Here is a 15,247-nt window from a genome sequence, read left to right on the forward strand (position 1 = left end):
TTCTGTGTCGACGTCGCCCGGGGGGTCGAGCCGGCCCCCCGGGCGACTTATTTTTGCCTGGGTCAACGCGGGGGCCGCCGGGCGGGACCCCCGGCAGGTGGCCCTTTCTTTGTACCGGGTCCTAGCGCCGTCGGCCCCTCTCTGTGCCCGGGTTCCGGGCGCTTCGGGCGCCCCTTTCGTCTCGGAGCTTTAGCCTGTGCTACCGGTGAGTTCTATTTGGTGTCCTCTTACTTGAGTGCTTGGTGTATTCTTCGCCTGACGTTACTACTTCTCTTGTTGGGTGTTGTCGTGGGTCATGTTATGGATTTGCTCGACAGGCTCCCTCACATCTATAAGACGATGTTCGGTCATTGCGTTATTAAGACGGTTCGTCTTGAGAACGGCGACTTGGTGCGCGTGCTACAGGTTGGCGGCGTGTACCAGAGCGCCTCCTATCTCGATGAACGTCGTCTTGATCCGGTGTTCTCTTACTATTTCGGCTTTGACCATGCGTTTGATGGAGACCAGAAGCCTACTCGAGTTCTGATGATTGGCGGAGGGGGCTATTCGTGGCCCAAGCATGTGGCCAAGGACTACCCCTTTGTCTCATCGCTCGATGTTGTCGAGATTGACCCTGCCGTTACTTCTCTTGCGCGTAAGTGGTTCTTCCTCGATGAAAGCATGCAGCGGTATCCCGGGGTCATCAATCCTATCGAGGCTAATGGCAGGTCTTATCTCCAGGCTGCACCCGCTTCTTCCTATGACTGCATTGCCATCGACGCTTTCTCTGGGTGTGAACCGGTCGTAAGCTTGGCTACGGTTGAGGCTGCCGTTGCTGCCGCTCGCGTACTTGGTCCCAGCGGCGTTCTTGTCTCTAACGTAGTGTCTGCAAATGAGGGACAGGACGTGTCGTTCCTCTTTAGGTATATGTCGTCTCTTCGCGAGGCATTTGAGCACGTCTACGTGCTCCCCTGCGACAGCGATGAGCTTGCAGTCGAGGATAATTACATCGTCTACGCGACCAACGGCTCCGTTGTGCCCGATGGCGTTCTCCCCTATGAAGGCTCCATGCTCCTGGCGCCCATGCGCGATGGGGGCTAGCTGGCAAACCAGGGGATATCGACGCCGGGCACGCCTCCGCCCGCAGGAAGCTCGTAGCTTGTGATATAGCCCGTCCAGCCATTGACGCGTTTCCTCATGCCCTCGATGTCGAGCGTGCCGTAGGCAAATCCCTTACGAACGAGCTCGGGTGGAACGTATTCGTCGTACTTCTCGAACAGGGGAAGCTCGTCCTTGTAAAGAAGCTCCATGGGATCGAACTTGCTTGCCGCCTCGGTTGTCACGACGTCGAAGAACTCCTTGGGTCCCGCCGACATCACAAAGGTAAGGTAGTAGGGTCTCGACGAATCGATTCCCTTCATGCCAAGCTGCTTTGCGCATTTGATCTTGAGCAGCCTTTCGAGGGCGAGGAAGGCGTAGCTCCCAAGCCAGGGGAAGAGGGCCCAGGTGTTTCCGCCCAGGTTGATGAGCGGGTGAATGTCTATCTGCGCGGCGGCAGCGGCCCTGCGCGCAAGCGCAAGCCTGCCCACTGCGTTCTTCATGAGGTAGGGATAGGTGCTGCGCTCCTCGAGGACCTTGAGCATGCGCTCGAGCACGTGGGTGTGGATGTCGCCGGGGCACTCGCCAAAGTAGGCGGGAACCTTGCCGCGCACCTTTGTGGCGTAGACGACATGACGCTTGTGGTCGACGTCCTCGACGAGCCACGTGGCTCCCGCGATGGCGATCTTCTCGCCCGCCGGGGGAGGGGCCACGATGGTGCCGAGCTCGGCTGAGTCGCTGCGCACGGTGTACTCGATGTTTTCCTGGAAGACGGCGTAGAACTTGTATGAGCTGGCCACGCGCTCGCCCGAAAGGCCCACGATGAGCCCGTCCGTTTCCGTCTGCTCGATCTGCCCCGTGAGGAGCAGGTGACGAAGCATGACGCGGAAGTCATCGGTGGAGACTCGGTGGAAGACGGTCAGGTTGAGCACGCGCTGCGCCAGCTCGGCGGGCGTGAGCTCGCCTTCGCTTGCGAGCGTGGCGATGGTCTGGTGGTAGAGCAGGCTGTAGGGGAGCCGGTCGAGTCGGGGAGGCTCCACCCAGTGCTCCTCGCGATAGAGCTGTACGAGGGCGATTCCCTGAAGCAGCTTCCAGGGGATGGTCTCGGGCAGAAGCGCCCGCGGCTCAGGTGGCTCCTCTCGCATGACGAACCACATCTCGGGTGGGGTGCCGCGCCTGCCCGTGCGGCCCATGCGCTGCAGAAACGAGCTCACGGTGAAGGGCGCGTCGATCTGGAAGGCTCGCTCGAGCCTGCCGATGTCGATGCCGAGCTCGAGCGTCGAGGTGGTGATGGTGGTGAGGGCCTGGGAGTCGTCCCTCATGAGCTCCTCGGCAGACTCGCGCAGGGAGCTCGAGAGGTTGCCGTGATGGATGAGAAAGCGGTCTGCCTCGTGGTTGGCCTCACAATAGCGGCGAAGCTCGGTGCAGACGGCCTCGGCGTCCTCGCGCGAGTTGGCAAAGACGAGGCACTTCTTGTTGCGCGTATGCTCAAAGATGTAGCCCAGGCCGGGGTCTGCCTCGCGTGGCGCCGTGTCGCTGGGTGCGTCGAGCGCCGGGCTTGCCGCATGGTCCGTGGGCTCCTCGACCTCGTCTGGGACGATGCTCTGGAGGGCGAGCTCGCGCGCCTGCTTGGCGTCTGCGCCCCTGGCCTTGCGAATGTAGTCGATGCCGCGCAGGGCCTCCTCTGCCTGCCCGCCCATGGCGTCTGCCGCCTGGGGGCCGCTGAGGTAGAAGTGTTCCATGGAGAGACGCCAGGTGCGCTGCGGCTCTTCGACGCGGGGAACCACCCAGCCACGGCCGGTGCCAGCGGAGAGGAAGGCGCCCACGGCCTTCGGGTCTCCGATGGTGGCGGACAGGCCGATGCGCCGCGGGTTGACGCCCGCCGTGCGACAGAGGCGCTCGATGAGGCAGATGGTCTGGCCACCGCGGTCTCCGCGCAGCAGGGAGTGGACCTCATCGATGACGATGAAGCGCAGGTCGCAGAAGAGCCTCGAGATGGCGGCGTGCTTGCGCAGCAGCAGGGCCTCGAGCGACTCGGGCGTGATCTGCAAGATGCCGCTTGGGTTCTTGAGCATCTTGGCCTTGTGGGAGGCCGAGACGTCTCCGTGCCAGTGCCACACGGGGATGTTCGCCTCGGCACAGAGGTCGTTGAGGCGTAGGAACTGGTCGTTGATGAGGGCCTTGAGGGGGCCGATGTAGATGGCACCAACGCTGGCGGGAGGGTCCTCGTCGAACAGCGAGAGGATGGGGAAGAAGGCGGCCTCGGTCTTTCCCGAGGCGGTCTGGGCGGTGAGCAGCACGTTTGCGTCGGTGTCGAAGAGGGCTTCGGCGGCGGCGACCTGGATGCCCCTCAGGCTCTCCCACTCGTGGTCGTAGATGAAGTCCTGAATGAATGGAGCAAAGCGCTCGAACGTGCCCATGCACCCTCCTCTCGAATGGCGCGGCTGCTAGATCTTGAACTCGGCAAAGCTGCGCTGGCCGGGCTGCTCGGCCTCGACGGACGCTCCGCCCGAGGTGACCGTGGCAAACTGGTCGGAGCCCAGCAGCTCCTCCATGCCCATCTCGGGGTTCTGGCATAGGATGTCGAGAAGCTCGATGAAGTCCCTGATGACCTCGCGCGGGGTGAGGTGGGTGTCTGCGCCCACGCGGCCAAACTCGATCTCGAGGAAGCGCACGAGGTCCTCGGTGCCAAGCCCGCGCTCGTAGCCAAAGTAGCCGGCGTGAATGTCGGCGAGCTTCTCGATGAGGACGAGCAGCTCCTCGTAGGTGAGCGGATTGAGGTGGATCACGGGGGCGAGCATGTCCGACAGGCCCTCCCGCGCAAAGCGGCCCTCGGAAAGGCGGCTGCGCAGGGCCTCGTAGGAGTAGACGCCGCGCCTGCGGTCCTCGATGGACTGGGGCGTGCCTCCCATGATGATGCCCAGATAGTGCGCCTTGCCCTGGAGCGTGTCGTTGTACATCGTGAGAATCTTCTCGTAGTTGTACTGGCGCGTGATGGAATTGGGAATCTTGTAGAGGTTCACGAGTTCATCGATGAGGACAAGCATGCCCTCGTAGCCCGCACCCTTGAGGAAGCGAGCAAATAGCTTGAGGTAGTCGTACCAGTTGTCGTCGCAGATGCAGACGTTGACGCCAAGGTCCTGGCGGGCCTCGGTCTTGGTTCGGTACTCGCCGCGCAGCCAGCGCAGCACGGCGCTGCGGCGCTCGTCGTCGCCGCCCGCCGCGGCGTAGTAGATGCGCATGATGCGGGCAAAATCGAAGCCGTGGACCATCTCCTCGACGGGTGCCATCTGGGCCTCGAGCGCCGCCGTGGCGTCTGGGGCCTTCTCGATGTTGGCGACCCAGCGGTCGAGAACGAGCTGCAGGGCGCCGCCTTCGGGTCGCGTCTTGGTGGAGAGGTTGCGGATGAGCTCGCGGTAGGTGGCAAGGCCCTGGCCGCCGTTGCCCTGCAGGCGACGCTCGGGCGAGAGGTCTGCATCTGCCACGACGAAGCCCTTGCCCATCGCGTGGGTTCGGATGGTTTGGAGCAGGAAGCTCTTTCCGGCGCCGTAGCGGCCCACGAGGAAGCGGAAGCTCGCACCACCGTCGGCGATGAGGTCGAGGTCGTGGAGCAGCGCGGCAATCTCGGTCTTGCGGCCAACCGTGATGTAGGGAAGGCCGATCCTGGGGACGACGCCGCCCTTGAGGGAGTTTATGAGCACCGCGGCGATGCGCTTGGGCACGCGCGGGGCGTTGCTGGGTTCGCTGGGGCTCATGGGAGAAGGGCTCCTCTCAGGTCTTGCAGGTAATCCTCGATGATCTGGGGGCCACCGTCGACAAACTCGATGGCCGTGTCTCCCAGAAGGTCGAAGAGCTTCTCGTTGATGGAGTCGACCATCATGTCAGGGGAGACGGTTCCAAAGTTGGGTTGTGCGCCCTTGAGCAGGGTGCTCACGATGGCGAGCTCGGCGCTCGTGAGGCCATAGGGGCCCTCCTGGGCACCCTGGGGCTCCGAGGACGTGGTCTGGCACCCTGGGCTGGCCTCGGCACCCGATGCGCTCTCTGGCGGCGCGAGGGGGCCTTCTGTGACCTGTCCCTCGATGCGGGGACTGTCGCTCGTGCATTCGAGCGCGGGGCCGGCCGCGGCTGCGTCTGCGTGGCTGGGCACGGGATCGGCTACGACCGCGGGCGTGGCAAGGTCGGACGCGTCCTCGCGCTCCTCGTCGACGAGCAGGGCCTCGCGCGTGACGCTGGCCGCCGCGCGGATCTGGTCGAGCTGGCCCAGGTCGATTCTCACGCGGCGCGCCTCGCGCTGGCGCTCCCACTCGAGGCGCGCCGCGATTTGCTCGTCGATGATCTTGGCAAGGTACTTGGGCGTGGCGCCCTCGGCGAGCGGGTGCTCGTAGTCGAGGACGAGGCGCAGGCGCTGGTCGATGGTGCGTACGATGCTGCCAAGCTTGGCATTGCGGCCGCGGCTCTCGAGGTACTCCTCGCGATGCCATGCGCCGCGGGCGCAGACGTAGCGGTTGACCTCGTCGAGCTCGTAGGTGCAGTCCTCATGGCGCCGGGGCGCCCAGAACACGGCCGAGGCGAACATGGGATAGCTCTTGGCAAGCGGCGAGCCAAAGAGGGTCTCGACGAGGCCACTTTTGCGGTGCTTGTCGTAATAGACGGCAAGCTGGGAGAGCGAGCCGCAGGTGACGGCCGCAAGCGTGTCCGGCCGCTCCCTGTAGAGTCTGCTCGACCCCAGCTGGTAGCTCGAGAGCTTCTCGAGCGCGTTGAGGAGCTCGTCTTGGACGGGTGAGCTCGCGAGCGTGGAGACCTCGCGCCAGGTGGCGAGCCCCCGCTTGAGGGCGACGACGGCCTGGTCGAACTCGAGGTCGACGTAGGGGGTGATGAGCTCGACGGGCAGGTTGTGCCAGGCCGCGTAGTCGCGCAGCCAGCGCTTGGCATGACGGTCGAGCTTGCCGTCGAAGACGCGGTAGCTCTGCCACAGCGAGCAGATCTTGTCGAAGCCGTCGCGCGCGTCGCTGACTCCCACGCCGCACAGCAGCTCGTAGAAGAGCACGAAGACGAACGAGAGGCTGGTGGGCGACACCTTGCCCTGGCGCACCTGCGTGCGCCACGAGAAGTAGCGGCGCAGGTCACGGTTGCTCATGTCCTCGTAGGTGGGGAAGTAGTGGCTGAAGGTGGAGTAGAACGGGACGTCGTCCTCGTAGTCCTCCATGACACGGGCCTGCTCGTAGAAGAGCTTGGCGGCCGGCCACATCCTAGCCTCGGGGTTGCGGGCGATGGCGCGCAACTGCTCGATGCGCTCGGGGAGGTAGCTTGCCATCTGCGAGCCGCGCGAGACGATGGGCTCGTCGGTATAGACGCGCGTGGCGAAGGCCCCGGTCTGGCGCCCCTCGGCCTGCGCGTTTATGCGGTCGATGATGCTCTGGATGTCTGCCCTCGCCACGATGCCTCCCCTCAACATGGGTGCGAGAACAGCATCATACCACGATGACGAACATGTGTTTGTAACGAGAAGGGACGGCGATGCCCTTGTCGGCTACACGAAGGCGCAGACCACGGCGATGGCCACGGCGGGCAGCATGTTGGCCGGCTTGAACGTGCGCGGCCAGATGAGGTTGACGCCCACGCAGAAGATGAGGGCGGAGCCCGCGAGCGAGAGGTTGGCGAGTGCGGCCGTGGTCATGATGGGGTGGAGCAGCGTGGCGGGCGCGGTGACCGTGCCTTGCAGCACGCCCACCGGCAGGGCCGCGAACAGGCAGCCGCGCCCCATTGAGGCGGCCATCGAGCAGACGATGACGGCGTCGAGCGCTCCCTTGAGGGCAAGCGTCGACCAGTCGCCCGACAGACCATCCTGGATGGACCCCACGATGGCCATGGCGCCGATGCAGACGGTGAGCGAGGCCGAGACGAACCCGTCGACGAAGCGCGTGTCCCCCGAGCTGCCGGTCTTGTCGCGCAGCCACTCTCCCAGGGTCTCGAAGCGGGCGTCGATGTCGAGCAGCTCGCCCGCGACGGTGCCAAGCGCGAGCGAGACGAGAAGCATCATCGTCCCCTGGGTTGAGGGCGCGATGGAGGCGTCCGTGGCGATGGTGGCCACCAGCATGTGCTGGAGCGTGCCGGCGGCGCCAACGAAGATGACGCAGAGGCCGCAGGCGCGCATGAGGGCCTGCTGGAGGCGATCGCTCACCACGCTGCTCGCGAGCAGGCCAACGGCACCCCCGCCGACGATGCAGGCGACGTTGATGAGCGTTCCGAGACCAATCATGCGAGCTTCCTCTGGGTTGGGGCAAATGGTTGCGCCTGCGACCTTACCTGATTTGCCGTGGGCGTATCGTTGCGATTGTGGGTAGAAGAAGAAAACCTATTGTCCCGTAAAGCCAGCGAGGAGTGCCCATGGGAATCTGCAATGTGCCGAGAGATGCTCCGGCCCGTTTGAGCGACCTGGTGAGCGCGCGCCCGGGTACGGTAGCGAGTCGCTCGCTTACGAGGGGTGCGCCCGCGTCGATGACGCTGCTCGCGTTCTCCGCGGGCGAGAGCGTCTCCGAGGAGGCCTATGGGGATGACGTGATGTACCTCGTGGTCGAGGGGTCGGCTGTGGTCTCGTTGCCCGCGGGCGAGGTTGAGCTGGATTGTGGCGAGACGATTGCCGTCGATGCCGGCGTGCTCCATGCCGTTCGCGGCGCTACCTCCGGCGAGGGATTCAAGATTCTGCAGATTAGCATGCCGTAGCGATTGCGCGGCAAAGGAGGGAGAAGAGATGGCCGAGGAACTCATCAAGAACGTGGCGAAGAGTGAGGTATTTCACCTGGCGGACCTGGTGCAGGGCGAGGAGGGCCAGGTCGTGAGCCTGACGCTCTCCCAGACGCCCAAGTGCAAGATGACCGTCTTCGCGATTGATGCCGACGAGGGCATGGCGAGCCACGCCGCCCCGGGCGACGCGCTCATCACGGTGCTCGAGGGAACGGGCGAGATCGCAATCGAGGGCACGCCGCACGAGCTCAAGGCGGGCGAGTCCATCGTGATGCCCGCGGGCGCCGCCCATGCGGTTCGTGGCGTCACAGCGTTCAAGATGCTGCTGACGGTGGTGCTTCCCTCCTAGGTGCTGGCGGGGCGAGGGGGTGCTGCGGGTGTGCGCCTCGCGGGCTCGCCGCGCGAGGCGCATGTCGCGCGAACCCCGGCGATTCTGTGAAGAGGCTTACACGGGTGCCGATATGTATGCAAAGATGGCTCTCGTACATAGGAAGTAGTCGCAGACGCACGCTAACGGCGGGCGGGCGAGATGAAGGCCTTACTCATCTCACCCGCCCGCTTTTTTGTGCGCAGGCAGCATGACTGGCGCGACGGAGACGAAAGGAATTGCCCGTATGCCCACAAACAAGCGAGAGAGCCTGATCTTTACCGTGGCCATGTGCTTCTGCATGGTGCTGTGGATGTCAATCTACAACGTTGCCCGTATGTATGGTCACGTTGGCCTGGACGTGTTGGTCGACGCCTGGGTGGGCTTCCCGCCTGCGTACGTGTTTGCGATGCTGTGCGACTGGTTCATTGCGAACCCGCTGGCCAAGGGCTTTGCGTTTCGTCACCTCGTGACGCCGGGCAAGAGCTCGCCTCGCGCTATGGCACTTGCCGTTTCCTGCTGCATGGTCGTGCCGATGGTGGTCATCATGTCGCTCTACGGTGCCTTCGAGGTTGCGATCCACGCGGGTGGCCTCGTCGCCGTTCCGATGATGTGGCTCCAGAACATCCCCTGGAACCTCGTGATGGCGCTGCCCTGGAACCTCATCGTCGCGGGCCCCGTGGTTCGCTATCTCTTCCGTCGCGCGTTCCCGGAGGGAACCGTGCTCGCTCAGCCCGTGGAGACGGCCGAGCTGGCGTAGCCTGAATCGCAGATAGGTATGAGAGGGGCGACGCATCCGTGTGGGTGCGTCGCCCCTCTCGTTCGCTGTGATTTGCGTGTCTAGGCCTGCGTCACGTAGGCGAGCAGCAGCTCGTAGGTGTTGCGCACGCCGTCGGTGTGGGAGCGCTCGTAGTTGTGCGAGGCATAGACACCCGGGCCCACGAGGCCGTGGCGGATGTCGTAACCGGCCGTGAGCGTGGCCTCGACGTCGGAGCCGTAGTGGGGGTAGACGTCGATGGCGTAGCCCAGCTCGAGCTCGGCGGCGATGCCGGCGAGCTCGCTCACGAGGTCGTAGTTGTAGGGGCCGCCAGAGTCCTTGGCGCAGATGGAGACCTCGCGCTCGGTACAGGCGAGGTCGGCACCCACGCAGCCCATGTCGACCGAGATCATGTCGCGGGTGTCGGCGGGCACGAAGCTCCCGCCGTGGCCCACCTCCTCGTAGACGGTGAACAGCAGGCTCACCTTGCGGGCGAGCGACACCTCGCCCACCGCGGCGGCTCGAGCCAGCCCCAGCAGGATGGAGGCGGAGAGCTTGTCGTCGAGGAAGCGGCTCTTGATGTAGCCGCTCGGGGTCACCGTGGTGCGCGGGTCCATGGCGATGATGTCGCCGTTTTGGATGCCCAGGCCGCGCGTCTCGTCGGCGGTGCCCACGTTCTCGTCGAGCAGGACCTCCATGTTCTTCTCGATCTGCTCGACCTTCTCGTCGGCAACGTGGGCCGAGGGCTCCGTGTTGAGAACGACGCCCGTGTAGGTGCGGCCGTCACGCGTGTGGACGGTGCAGTTCTCGCCGTCGGCCGTACGCCACTGGTGGCCGCCGAGGGTGGTGGGGCGCAGGCGGCCGTTGTCCTTGATGGCACGCACCATGGCGCCTAGGGTGTCGACGTGCGAGGCGAGCACGAGCGGGTTGCCCTCTCCGCCCAGGCAGACGAGCACGTTGCCCTTGTTGGAGACCTCGGGCGAGAGGCCCATGGCGGTGAGGGTCTCCACGAGGTAGTTGGTGGCATGCTTGGTGAAGCCGGTAGGGCTGGGGATGGCCGTGAGGGCCTTGAGCTGGTCGCAGATGTAGGTGAGCTGGGAATCCAAGGTGACGCTCCTCTGTGTTGGAATTGGTCCGCACCATTATCGGCCAGGCGCGGAGGACATGCCGAGAAGAACGAGCGCCCCGAGCCTGTGCGGACTCGGGGCGCTCGTGATGGCGCTTGGGCAGCTGCGGCCTTTAGGCGAAATAGGCGACGCCGCTCTCGAAGACGGGCATGAACTTGTTGCCCGGGACGTTGGCGTAGAGGCCCTCGCCGCGCCGCTCGACGTGGCCCATCTTGCCAAAGACGCGGCCATCGGGGCTGGTGATGCCCTCGACGCAGGCGATCGAGCCGTTGGGGTTGACGCCAAGGTCCATCGACGGGACGCCATTGGCGTCGACGTACTGCGTGGCGACCTGGCCGTGGGCGGTAAGGCTGGCGAGCACGTCGTCGTTGGCGACGAAGCGGCCCTCGCCGTGGCTGATGGCAACGGTGTAGGTCTCGCCGGGCTTGCAGGCCGAGAGCCAGGGCGACAGGTCGCTGGCCACGCGGGTGTTCACGAGGCGGCTCTGGTGGCGGCCAATCGTGTTGAAGGTGAGCGTGGGTGCGTCTGCGGTGGCATCGACGATGTCGCCGTAGGGCACGAGCCCCAGCTTGATGAGGGCCTGGAAGCCGTTGCAGATGCCGAGCATGAGGCCATCGCGTGCCTGGAGCAGGTCGCGGACCGCCTCGGTGACCTCGGGGGCGCGGAAGAAGGCCGTGATGAACTTGGCCGAGCCGTCGGGCTCGTCTCCGCCGGAGAAGCCGCCCGGGATCATGACGATCTGGGAGCTGCGGATGCGGCGGGCGAGCTCGTTGGTGCTCTGCGCCACGGCCTCGGGCGTGAGGTTGTTGATGACGAAGACGTCGGCCTCGGCGCCGGCCTCGGTGAAGGCACGGGCGGAGTCGTACTCGCAGTTGTTGCCGGGGAAGACCGGGATGGTCACGCGTGGGCGCGCGATCTTGGAGCCGGTGAACACCGCGGGCGCGACGTTGTGCTCGGCGGCGAGCCAGGTCTGCGGCTTGACCTCGGGGAGCGTGGCGTCTGCCGGGGTGCGGTAGGGGAAGACGCCCTCGATGGCGCCCTCCCAGGCCTCCTGCAGCTGGGCGAGGTCTGCACGCTCGCCCTCGGCCACGAACTCATAGGCCTCGGTGGTGGTGCCGATGACCTCGACGTTCACATAGTCGGAGTGGGCGGGCAGCTCGGCGCCATCGGCGAGCTCCACGAGGAAGCTGCCGTAGGCGGGCTCGAAGAGGCTGTCTGCGGGCACGTCGTCGCTCAGCGTCACGCCAATGCCGTTGCCTACGCTCATCTTGAAGAGGGCCTCGGTCTCGCCGCCATAGCCGGGCGTGGAGATGGCGAGCGCCGAGCCGTCTGCCACGAGGCCCTCGACGAGGTTGAAGCTCTCGAGCAGGCCCTCGACGCTGGGACGGTAGTCTTCGCCGTACTCGGCGGCCTCGATGCAGACGATGCGGTGGCCTGCGGCCTTGAACTCGGGCGAGGTGGCGCGGGCGGCCTTGCCCACGGCAACGGCGAAGCTGATGAGGGTGGGCGGCACGTTGAGCTCGCCGTCCTCGTCCTCGAAGCTGCCACTCATCGAGTCCTTGCCACCAATGGCGCCGACGCCCAGGTCGACCTGCGCCTCGAGGGCACCCAGGACCGCGGCCATGGGCTTGCCCCAACGAACGGGGTCGCTGCGCAGGCGCTCGAAGTACTCCTGGAACGAGAGGTGGGCGTCCCTGTGGGCAAAGCCTGCGGCGACGAGGCGCGAGACGGACTCGACGACGGACAGGTAGGCGCCCGCGAACTGGTTCGCCTCCATGAGGTAGGGGTTGAAGCCCCAGGCCATGGCGCTGGCCGTGGTGGTTTCGCCGTCGACGGGGAGCTTGGCGACCATGGCCATGCTCGGTGTGAGTTGGCGGCTGCCACCAAAGGGCATGAGCACCGTGGCGGCGCCGATGGTGGAGTCGAAGCGCTCAGAGAGACCCTTGTTCGAGGCGACGTTGAGGTCGGTGACGAGAGAGCCGAGCCTCTCGGCAAGGGTGCTGCCCTCCCATGCGGGCTCCCAGCGGCCGGGCGCCTCGACGTGGACGTCCATGTGCTTGGGCGCGCCGTTGCTGGCGAGGAACTCGCGCGAGAGGTCGACCACGCGGTCGCCCCTCCAGTCGATGTGGACGCGCGGCTCCTCGGTGACGGTCGCGATGACCGTGGCCTCGAGGTTCTCCTCGGTGGCGTAGCCCAGGAACTCGTCGACGTCCTCGGGCGCGAGGGCCACGGCCATGCGCTCCTGGCTCTCGGAGATGGCGAGCTCGGTGCCATCGAGGCCCTCGTACTTCTTGGTGACCTGGTCGAGGTCGATGGACAGGCCGTCTGCCAGCTCGCCCACGGCCACGCTCACGCCGCCGGCGCCAAAGTCGTTGCAGCGCTTGATGAGGCGGCAGGCGTCGCCGCGGCGGAACAGGCGCTGGAGCTTGCGCTCGATGGGGGCGTTGCCCTTCTGGACCTCGGCGCCGCACTCCTCGAGGCTCTCGACGTTCTGGGTCTTGGAGGAGCCGGTGGCACCGCCGATGCCGTCACGGCCGGTGCGGCCGCCGAGCAGCACGATCTTGTCGCCGGGCGCGGGACACTCGCGGCGCACGTGGTTGGCGGGCGTGGCCGCCACGACGGCGCCGACCTCCATGCGCTTGGCCATGTAGCCGGGGTGGTAGAGCTCGCTGACCTGGCCGGTGGCGAGGCCGATCTGGTTGCCGTAGCTCGAGTAGCCGGCGGCGGCCGTGGTCACGAGCTTGCGCTGCGGGAGCTTGCCGGCGCGCGTCTCGCGCACGGGAACTGTGGGGTCTGCGGCGCCGGTGACGCGCATGGCCTGGTAGACGTAGCTGCGGCCCGAGAGCGGGTCGCGGATGGCGCCGCCGATGCAGGTGGCCGCGCCGCCGAACGGCTCGATTTCGGTGGGGTGGTTGTGGGTCTCGTTCTTGAAGAGGAACAGCCAGTCCTCGTCGGCGCCGTTCACGTCGACCTTCACCTTGACGGTGCAGGCGTTGATCTCCTCGGACTCGTCGAGGTTCTTGAGGATGCCCTCGTGCTTGAGCCACTTGGCGCCGATGGTGCCCATGTCCATGAGGCAGACGGGCTTGGCGTCGCGGCCGAGCTCGTGGCGCATCGCGAGGTACTTGTCGAACGCGGCCCTGACGACCTCGTCGTCGATCTGGACGTCCTCGAGCTGCGTGCCAAAGGTGGTGTGGCGGCAGTGGTCGGACCAGTAGGTGTCGATGACGCGAATCTCGGTGATGGTGGGGTTGCGGTGCTCGCCGGCGAAGTACTGCTGGCAGAAGGTGATGTCGGCGAGGTCCATCGCCAGGCCGCGGTTTGCGATGAAGGCGGCGAGGCCCTCCTGGTCGAGGTCGAGGAAGCCCTCGAGGCGCTCGACGTCCGCCGGGGTGGCCACGCTCATCTTGAGGGTGCGCTTGCGGGCGAGCGACGCCTCGCGAGCCTCGACGGGGTTGATGACGTAGTGCTTGATGACCTCGACGTTATCGGCCGTGAGTGCGCCCTCCAGCACGTAGACCTTGGCCGAGCGGACGAGCGGGCGCTCGCCCGCGCTGATGAGCTGGACGCACTCGCTGGCGGAGTCCGCGCGCTGGTCGAACTGGCCGGGCAGGTACTCCACGGCAAAGATGGCGGCGCCCGCGGGGGCACCGGTAACGAAGCCGGCCTCGTCGAGCGTGACGCCCTCGACAGGAAGCTCCGCGGTGGCGGCGTCTACCTGGGGCTCGCTGAACACGATGGGAACGCAGCGCTGGAAGAGGTCCTCCCCGATGCCCTCGACGTCGTAGCGGTTGATGATGCGCAGCCCCTCGAGGCTGCCGATGCCAAGGATGGTGCGCAGCTCTTGCGCGAGCTGCTGCGCCTCCACGTCGAAGCCCGGCTTCTTCTCAACGTAGATGCGAGAGACCATTCGTCCTGCCCTTCTCGGTAGTGGACGCGCCTGCCCTGCTGCGGGTAACGCCCGTTTCCGTATGTGTGGCACGCCGCGTGCGCGGCGCGGTCGAACGGGGGCGGCACAGCTGGGCGGCCGCACCCAAGTCTCTATTATGCCGCGTCCGCGCGGCCTACGGCGAGCGGGAGCTGGCTTGATACACGCCTGAGACAAAAAGGTTGATGCGGGGCGCGCCTGGGGCTGGGCAACGTGCGAGGCGAGAAGACCGGAGCGAGGAGACTGCCCGGGTCGCGGGAGGTGGCGACCAAGAGGGCGGGGCGGCAGGCGGAGCAGAACAAGAAACCCGCCCGGGCCGAGTGGCTCGGGCGGGTGGGGATGCGGAGACGTTGAGCCGCGTGCGTGGCCGGCGTGCCGTGCGTGGCGCTAGTTCTCGTAGAAGGCGCCCATATAGGCGATGTACTCGTCCTCCGTGTGGTTGGCCTTCCAGTCGTGCACGCTGTTCTTGTTGCGCTCGCCGGCGATAACCGACATCTCATGGCCGAGCTTCTCGAACGCCTCGTCGGCGACCTGGTCGGGGGTGAGGGCGATCTTGACGACCGCGTCGCCGGCCGGGCCCTTGGGGAAGTTCTTCATGGCCGTGGGGGTGAGGGTGGTGCCCAGCGTGATGGCCTCGACGTCGACGCCGGTCTTCTTGGTCTCGTAGGCGACTGCCTCGGTGAGCTTGAGGATGTAGGCCTTGCCGGCGCCGTACTGGCCGTTGAACGGCGAGCCCGAGATGCCCGTCATGGACGAGACGTTGATGACGGCGCCACGGTCCTGGGCGGCGAACTGCTTCATGTAGTGGTAGAAGATGCGCAGGAAGCTGATGACGTTGACGTTGAGGCACTGCTCGTGGACGGCGAGGTCGACGTCCTGGAGGCGGCCAAAGTGGTGCAGACACGCCACGTAGCTCATGAAGCCCATGTCGAGGCCCTCGGTGGCGGCGAAGATCTTCTCGCAGGCGTCATCGGGCTGGGAGAGGTCGGCGCGTACGACCTTGTAGTCGACGCCGTACTCCTCCTTGAACTTCTCGGCCTTCTCGCGCATGAGCTCCTCGCGGCGGCCCACCATGACGAGGTTCATGCCGCCCTCGGCGAGCTTCTTGCAGAAGGCCTCGCCCACGCCTTCGGTGGCTCCAAGGACGATGCCCCACTCGCCGTACTTCTCCCTGAGATTCATGTGATGCCCCTGTTCTGCTTGGGTGCGGCGGGCGCCCCTGCCTGCCGCCTGGATATGCGCGGCCG

The 15,247-nt window shown here is 65.9% G+C and carries 11 protein-coding genes; 4 read left to right on the forward strand and 7 right to left on the reverse strand.

What is annotated here, in order from left to right; translation table 11 throughout:
- Positions 1 to 300 precede the first annotated feature (300 nt).
- Positions 301 to 1,080, forward strand: coding sequence for a spermidine synthase (locus Q3866_RS07520; protein ID WP_301830757.1), 780 nt, complete (start codon positions 301 to 303; stop codon positions 1,078 to 1,080).
- Here the strand turns inward: Q3866_RS07520 and Q3866_RS07525 are convergent.
- The 4 genes from Q3866_RS07525 to Q3866_RS07540 all read right to left on the reverse strand — a co-directional run bounded on the left by Q3866_RS07525 (position 1,077) and on the right by Q3866_RS07540 (position 7,336).
- Positions 1,077 to 3,497 carry a DEAD/DEAH box helicase gene (locus Q3866_RS07525; RefSeq protein ID WP_301830759.1) on the reverse strand — a complete coding sequence of 807 codons (2,421 nt, stop codon included), beginning with the start codon at positions 3,495 to 3,497 and terminating at the stop codon, positions 1,077 to 1,079. The genes Q3866_RS07520 and Q3866_RS07525 overlap by 4 nt on opposite strands.
- Positions 3,498 to 3,524: 27 nt before the next feature.
- Positions 3,525 to 4,832 carry an ATP-binding protein gene (locus tag Q3866_RS07530; protein WP_301830760.1) on the reverse strand — a complete coding sequence of 436 codons (1,308 nt, stop codon included), beginning with the start codon at positions 4,830 to 4,832 and terminating at the stop codon, positions 3,525 to 3,527.
- Positions 4,829 to 6,514: a TerB N-terminal domain-containing protein gene (locus Q3866_RS07535; protein WP_301830762.1), complete on the reverse strand. Its 1,686-nt coding sequence runs from the start codon at positions 6,512 to 6,514 to the stop codon at positions 4,829 to 4,831. Before Q3866_RS07535 ends, Q3866_RS07530 begins: the two co-directional genes overlap by 4 nt.
- 93 nt (positions 6,515 to 6,607) lie before the next feature.
- A complete protein-coding gene (locus Q3866_RS07540) occupies positions 6,608 to 7,336 on the reverse strand; it encodes a DUF554 domain-containing protein (RefSeq protein ID WP_301830764.1) in 729 nt (242 codons plus the stop codon).
- Positions 7,337 to 7,464: 128 nt separating this feature from the next.
- Here Q3866_RS07540 and Q3866_RS07545 point away from each other — a divergent pair, with 128 nt between their 5' ends.
- The 3 genes from Q3866_RS07545 (at position 7,465) to Q3866_RS07555 (ending at position 8,948) form a co-directional block, all read left to right on the forward strand.
- A complete protein-coding gene (locus Q3866_RS07545; protein ID WP_301830766.1) occupies positions 7,465 to 7,800 on the forward strand; it encodes a hypothetical protein in 336 nt (111 codons plus the stop codon).
- A 28-nt stretch (positions 7,801 to 7,828) separates the two neighbouring features.
- Entirely contained in the window at positions 7,829 to 8,170 is a 342-nt protein-coding gene (locus Q3866_RS07550; RefSeq protein ID WP_301830767.1) for a cupin domain-containing protein, read from the forward strand.
- A 265-nt stretch (positions 8,171 to 8,435) separates the two neighbouring features.
- Positions 8,436 to 8,948 (forward strand): DUF2798 domain-containing protein, encoded by a 513-nt coding sequence (locus tag Q3866_RS07555; protein ID WP_301830771.1) that lies wholly within the window; start codon positions 8,436 to 8,438, stop codon positions 8,946 to 8,948.
- Positions 8,949 to 9,028: 80 nt separating this feature from the next.
- Here Q3866_RS07555 and Q3866_RS07560 read toward each other — a convergent pair whose 3' ends face one another.
- The 3 genes from Q3866_RS07560 to Q3866_RS07570 all read right to left on the reverse strand — a co-directional run bounded on the left by Q3866_RS07560 (position 9,029) and on the right by Q3866_RS07570 (position 15,182).
- Positions 9,029 to 10,051, reverse strand: coding sequence for a M42 family metallopeptidase (locus Q3866_RS07560; protein ID WP_301830773.1), 1,023 nt, complete (start codon positions 10,049 to 10,051; stop codon positions 9,029 to 9,031).
- 133 nt (positions 10,052 to 10,184) lie between these two features.
- Complete coding sequence (locus Q3866_RS07565; protein ID WP_301830774.1) at positions 10,185 to 13,982, reverse strand: phosphoribosylformylglycinamidine synthase; 3,798 nt, start codon at positions 13,980 to 13,982, stop codon at positions 10,185 to 10,187.
- A gap of 405 nt (positions 13,983 to 14,387) precedes the next feature.
- Positions 14,388 to 15,182 (reverse strand): SDR family oxidoreductase, encoded by a 795-nt coding sequence (locus Q3866_RS07570; protein WP_293673885.1) that lies wholly within the window; start codon positions 15,180 to 15,182, stop codon positions 14,388 to 14,390.
- Between the last annotated feature and the right edge of the window lie 65 nt (positions 15,183 to 15,247).

The organism is uncultured Parolsenella sp., from assembly GCF_958346945.1.
Classification (GTDB): Bacteria; Actinomycetota; Coriobacteriia; order Coriobacteriales; family Atopobiaceae; genus Parolsenella.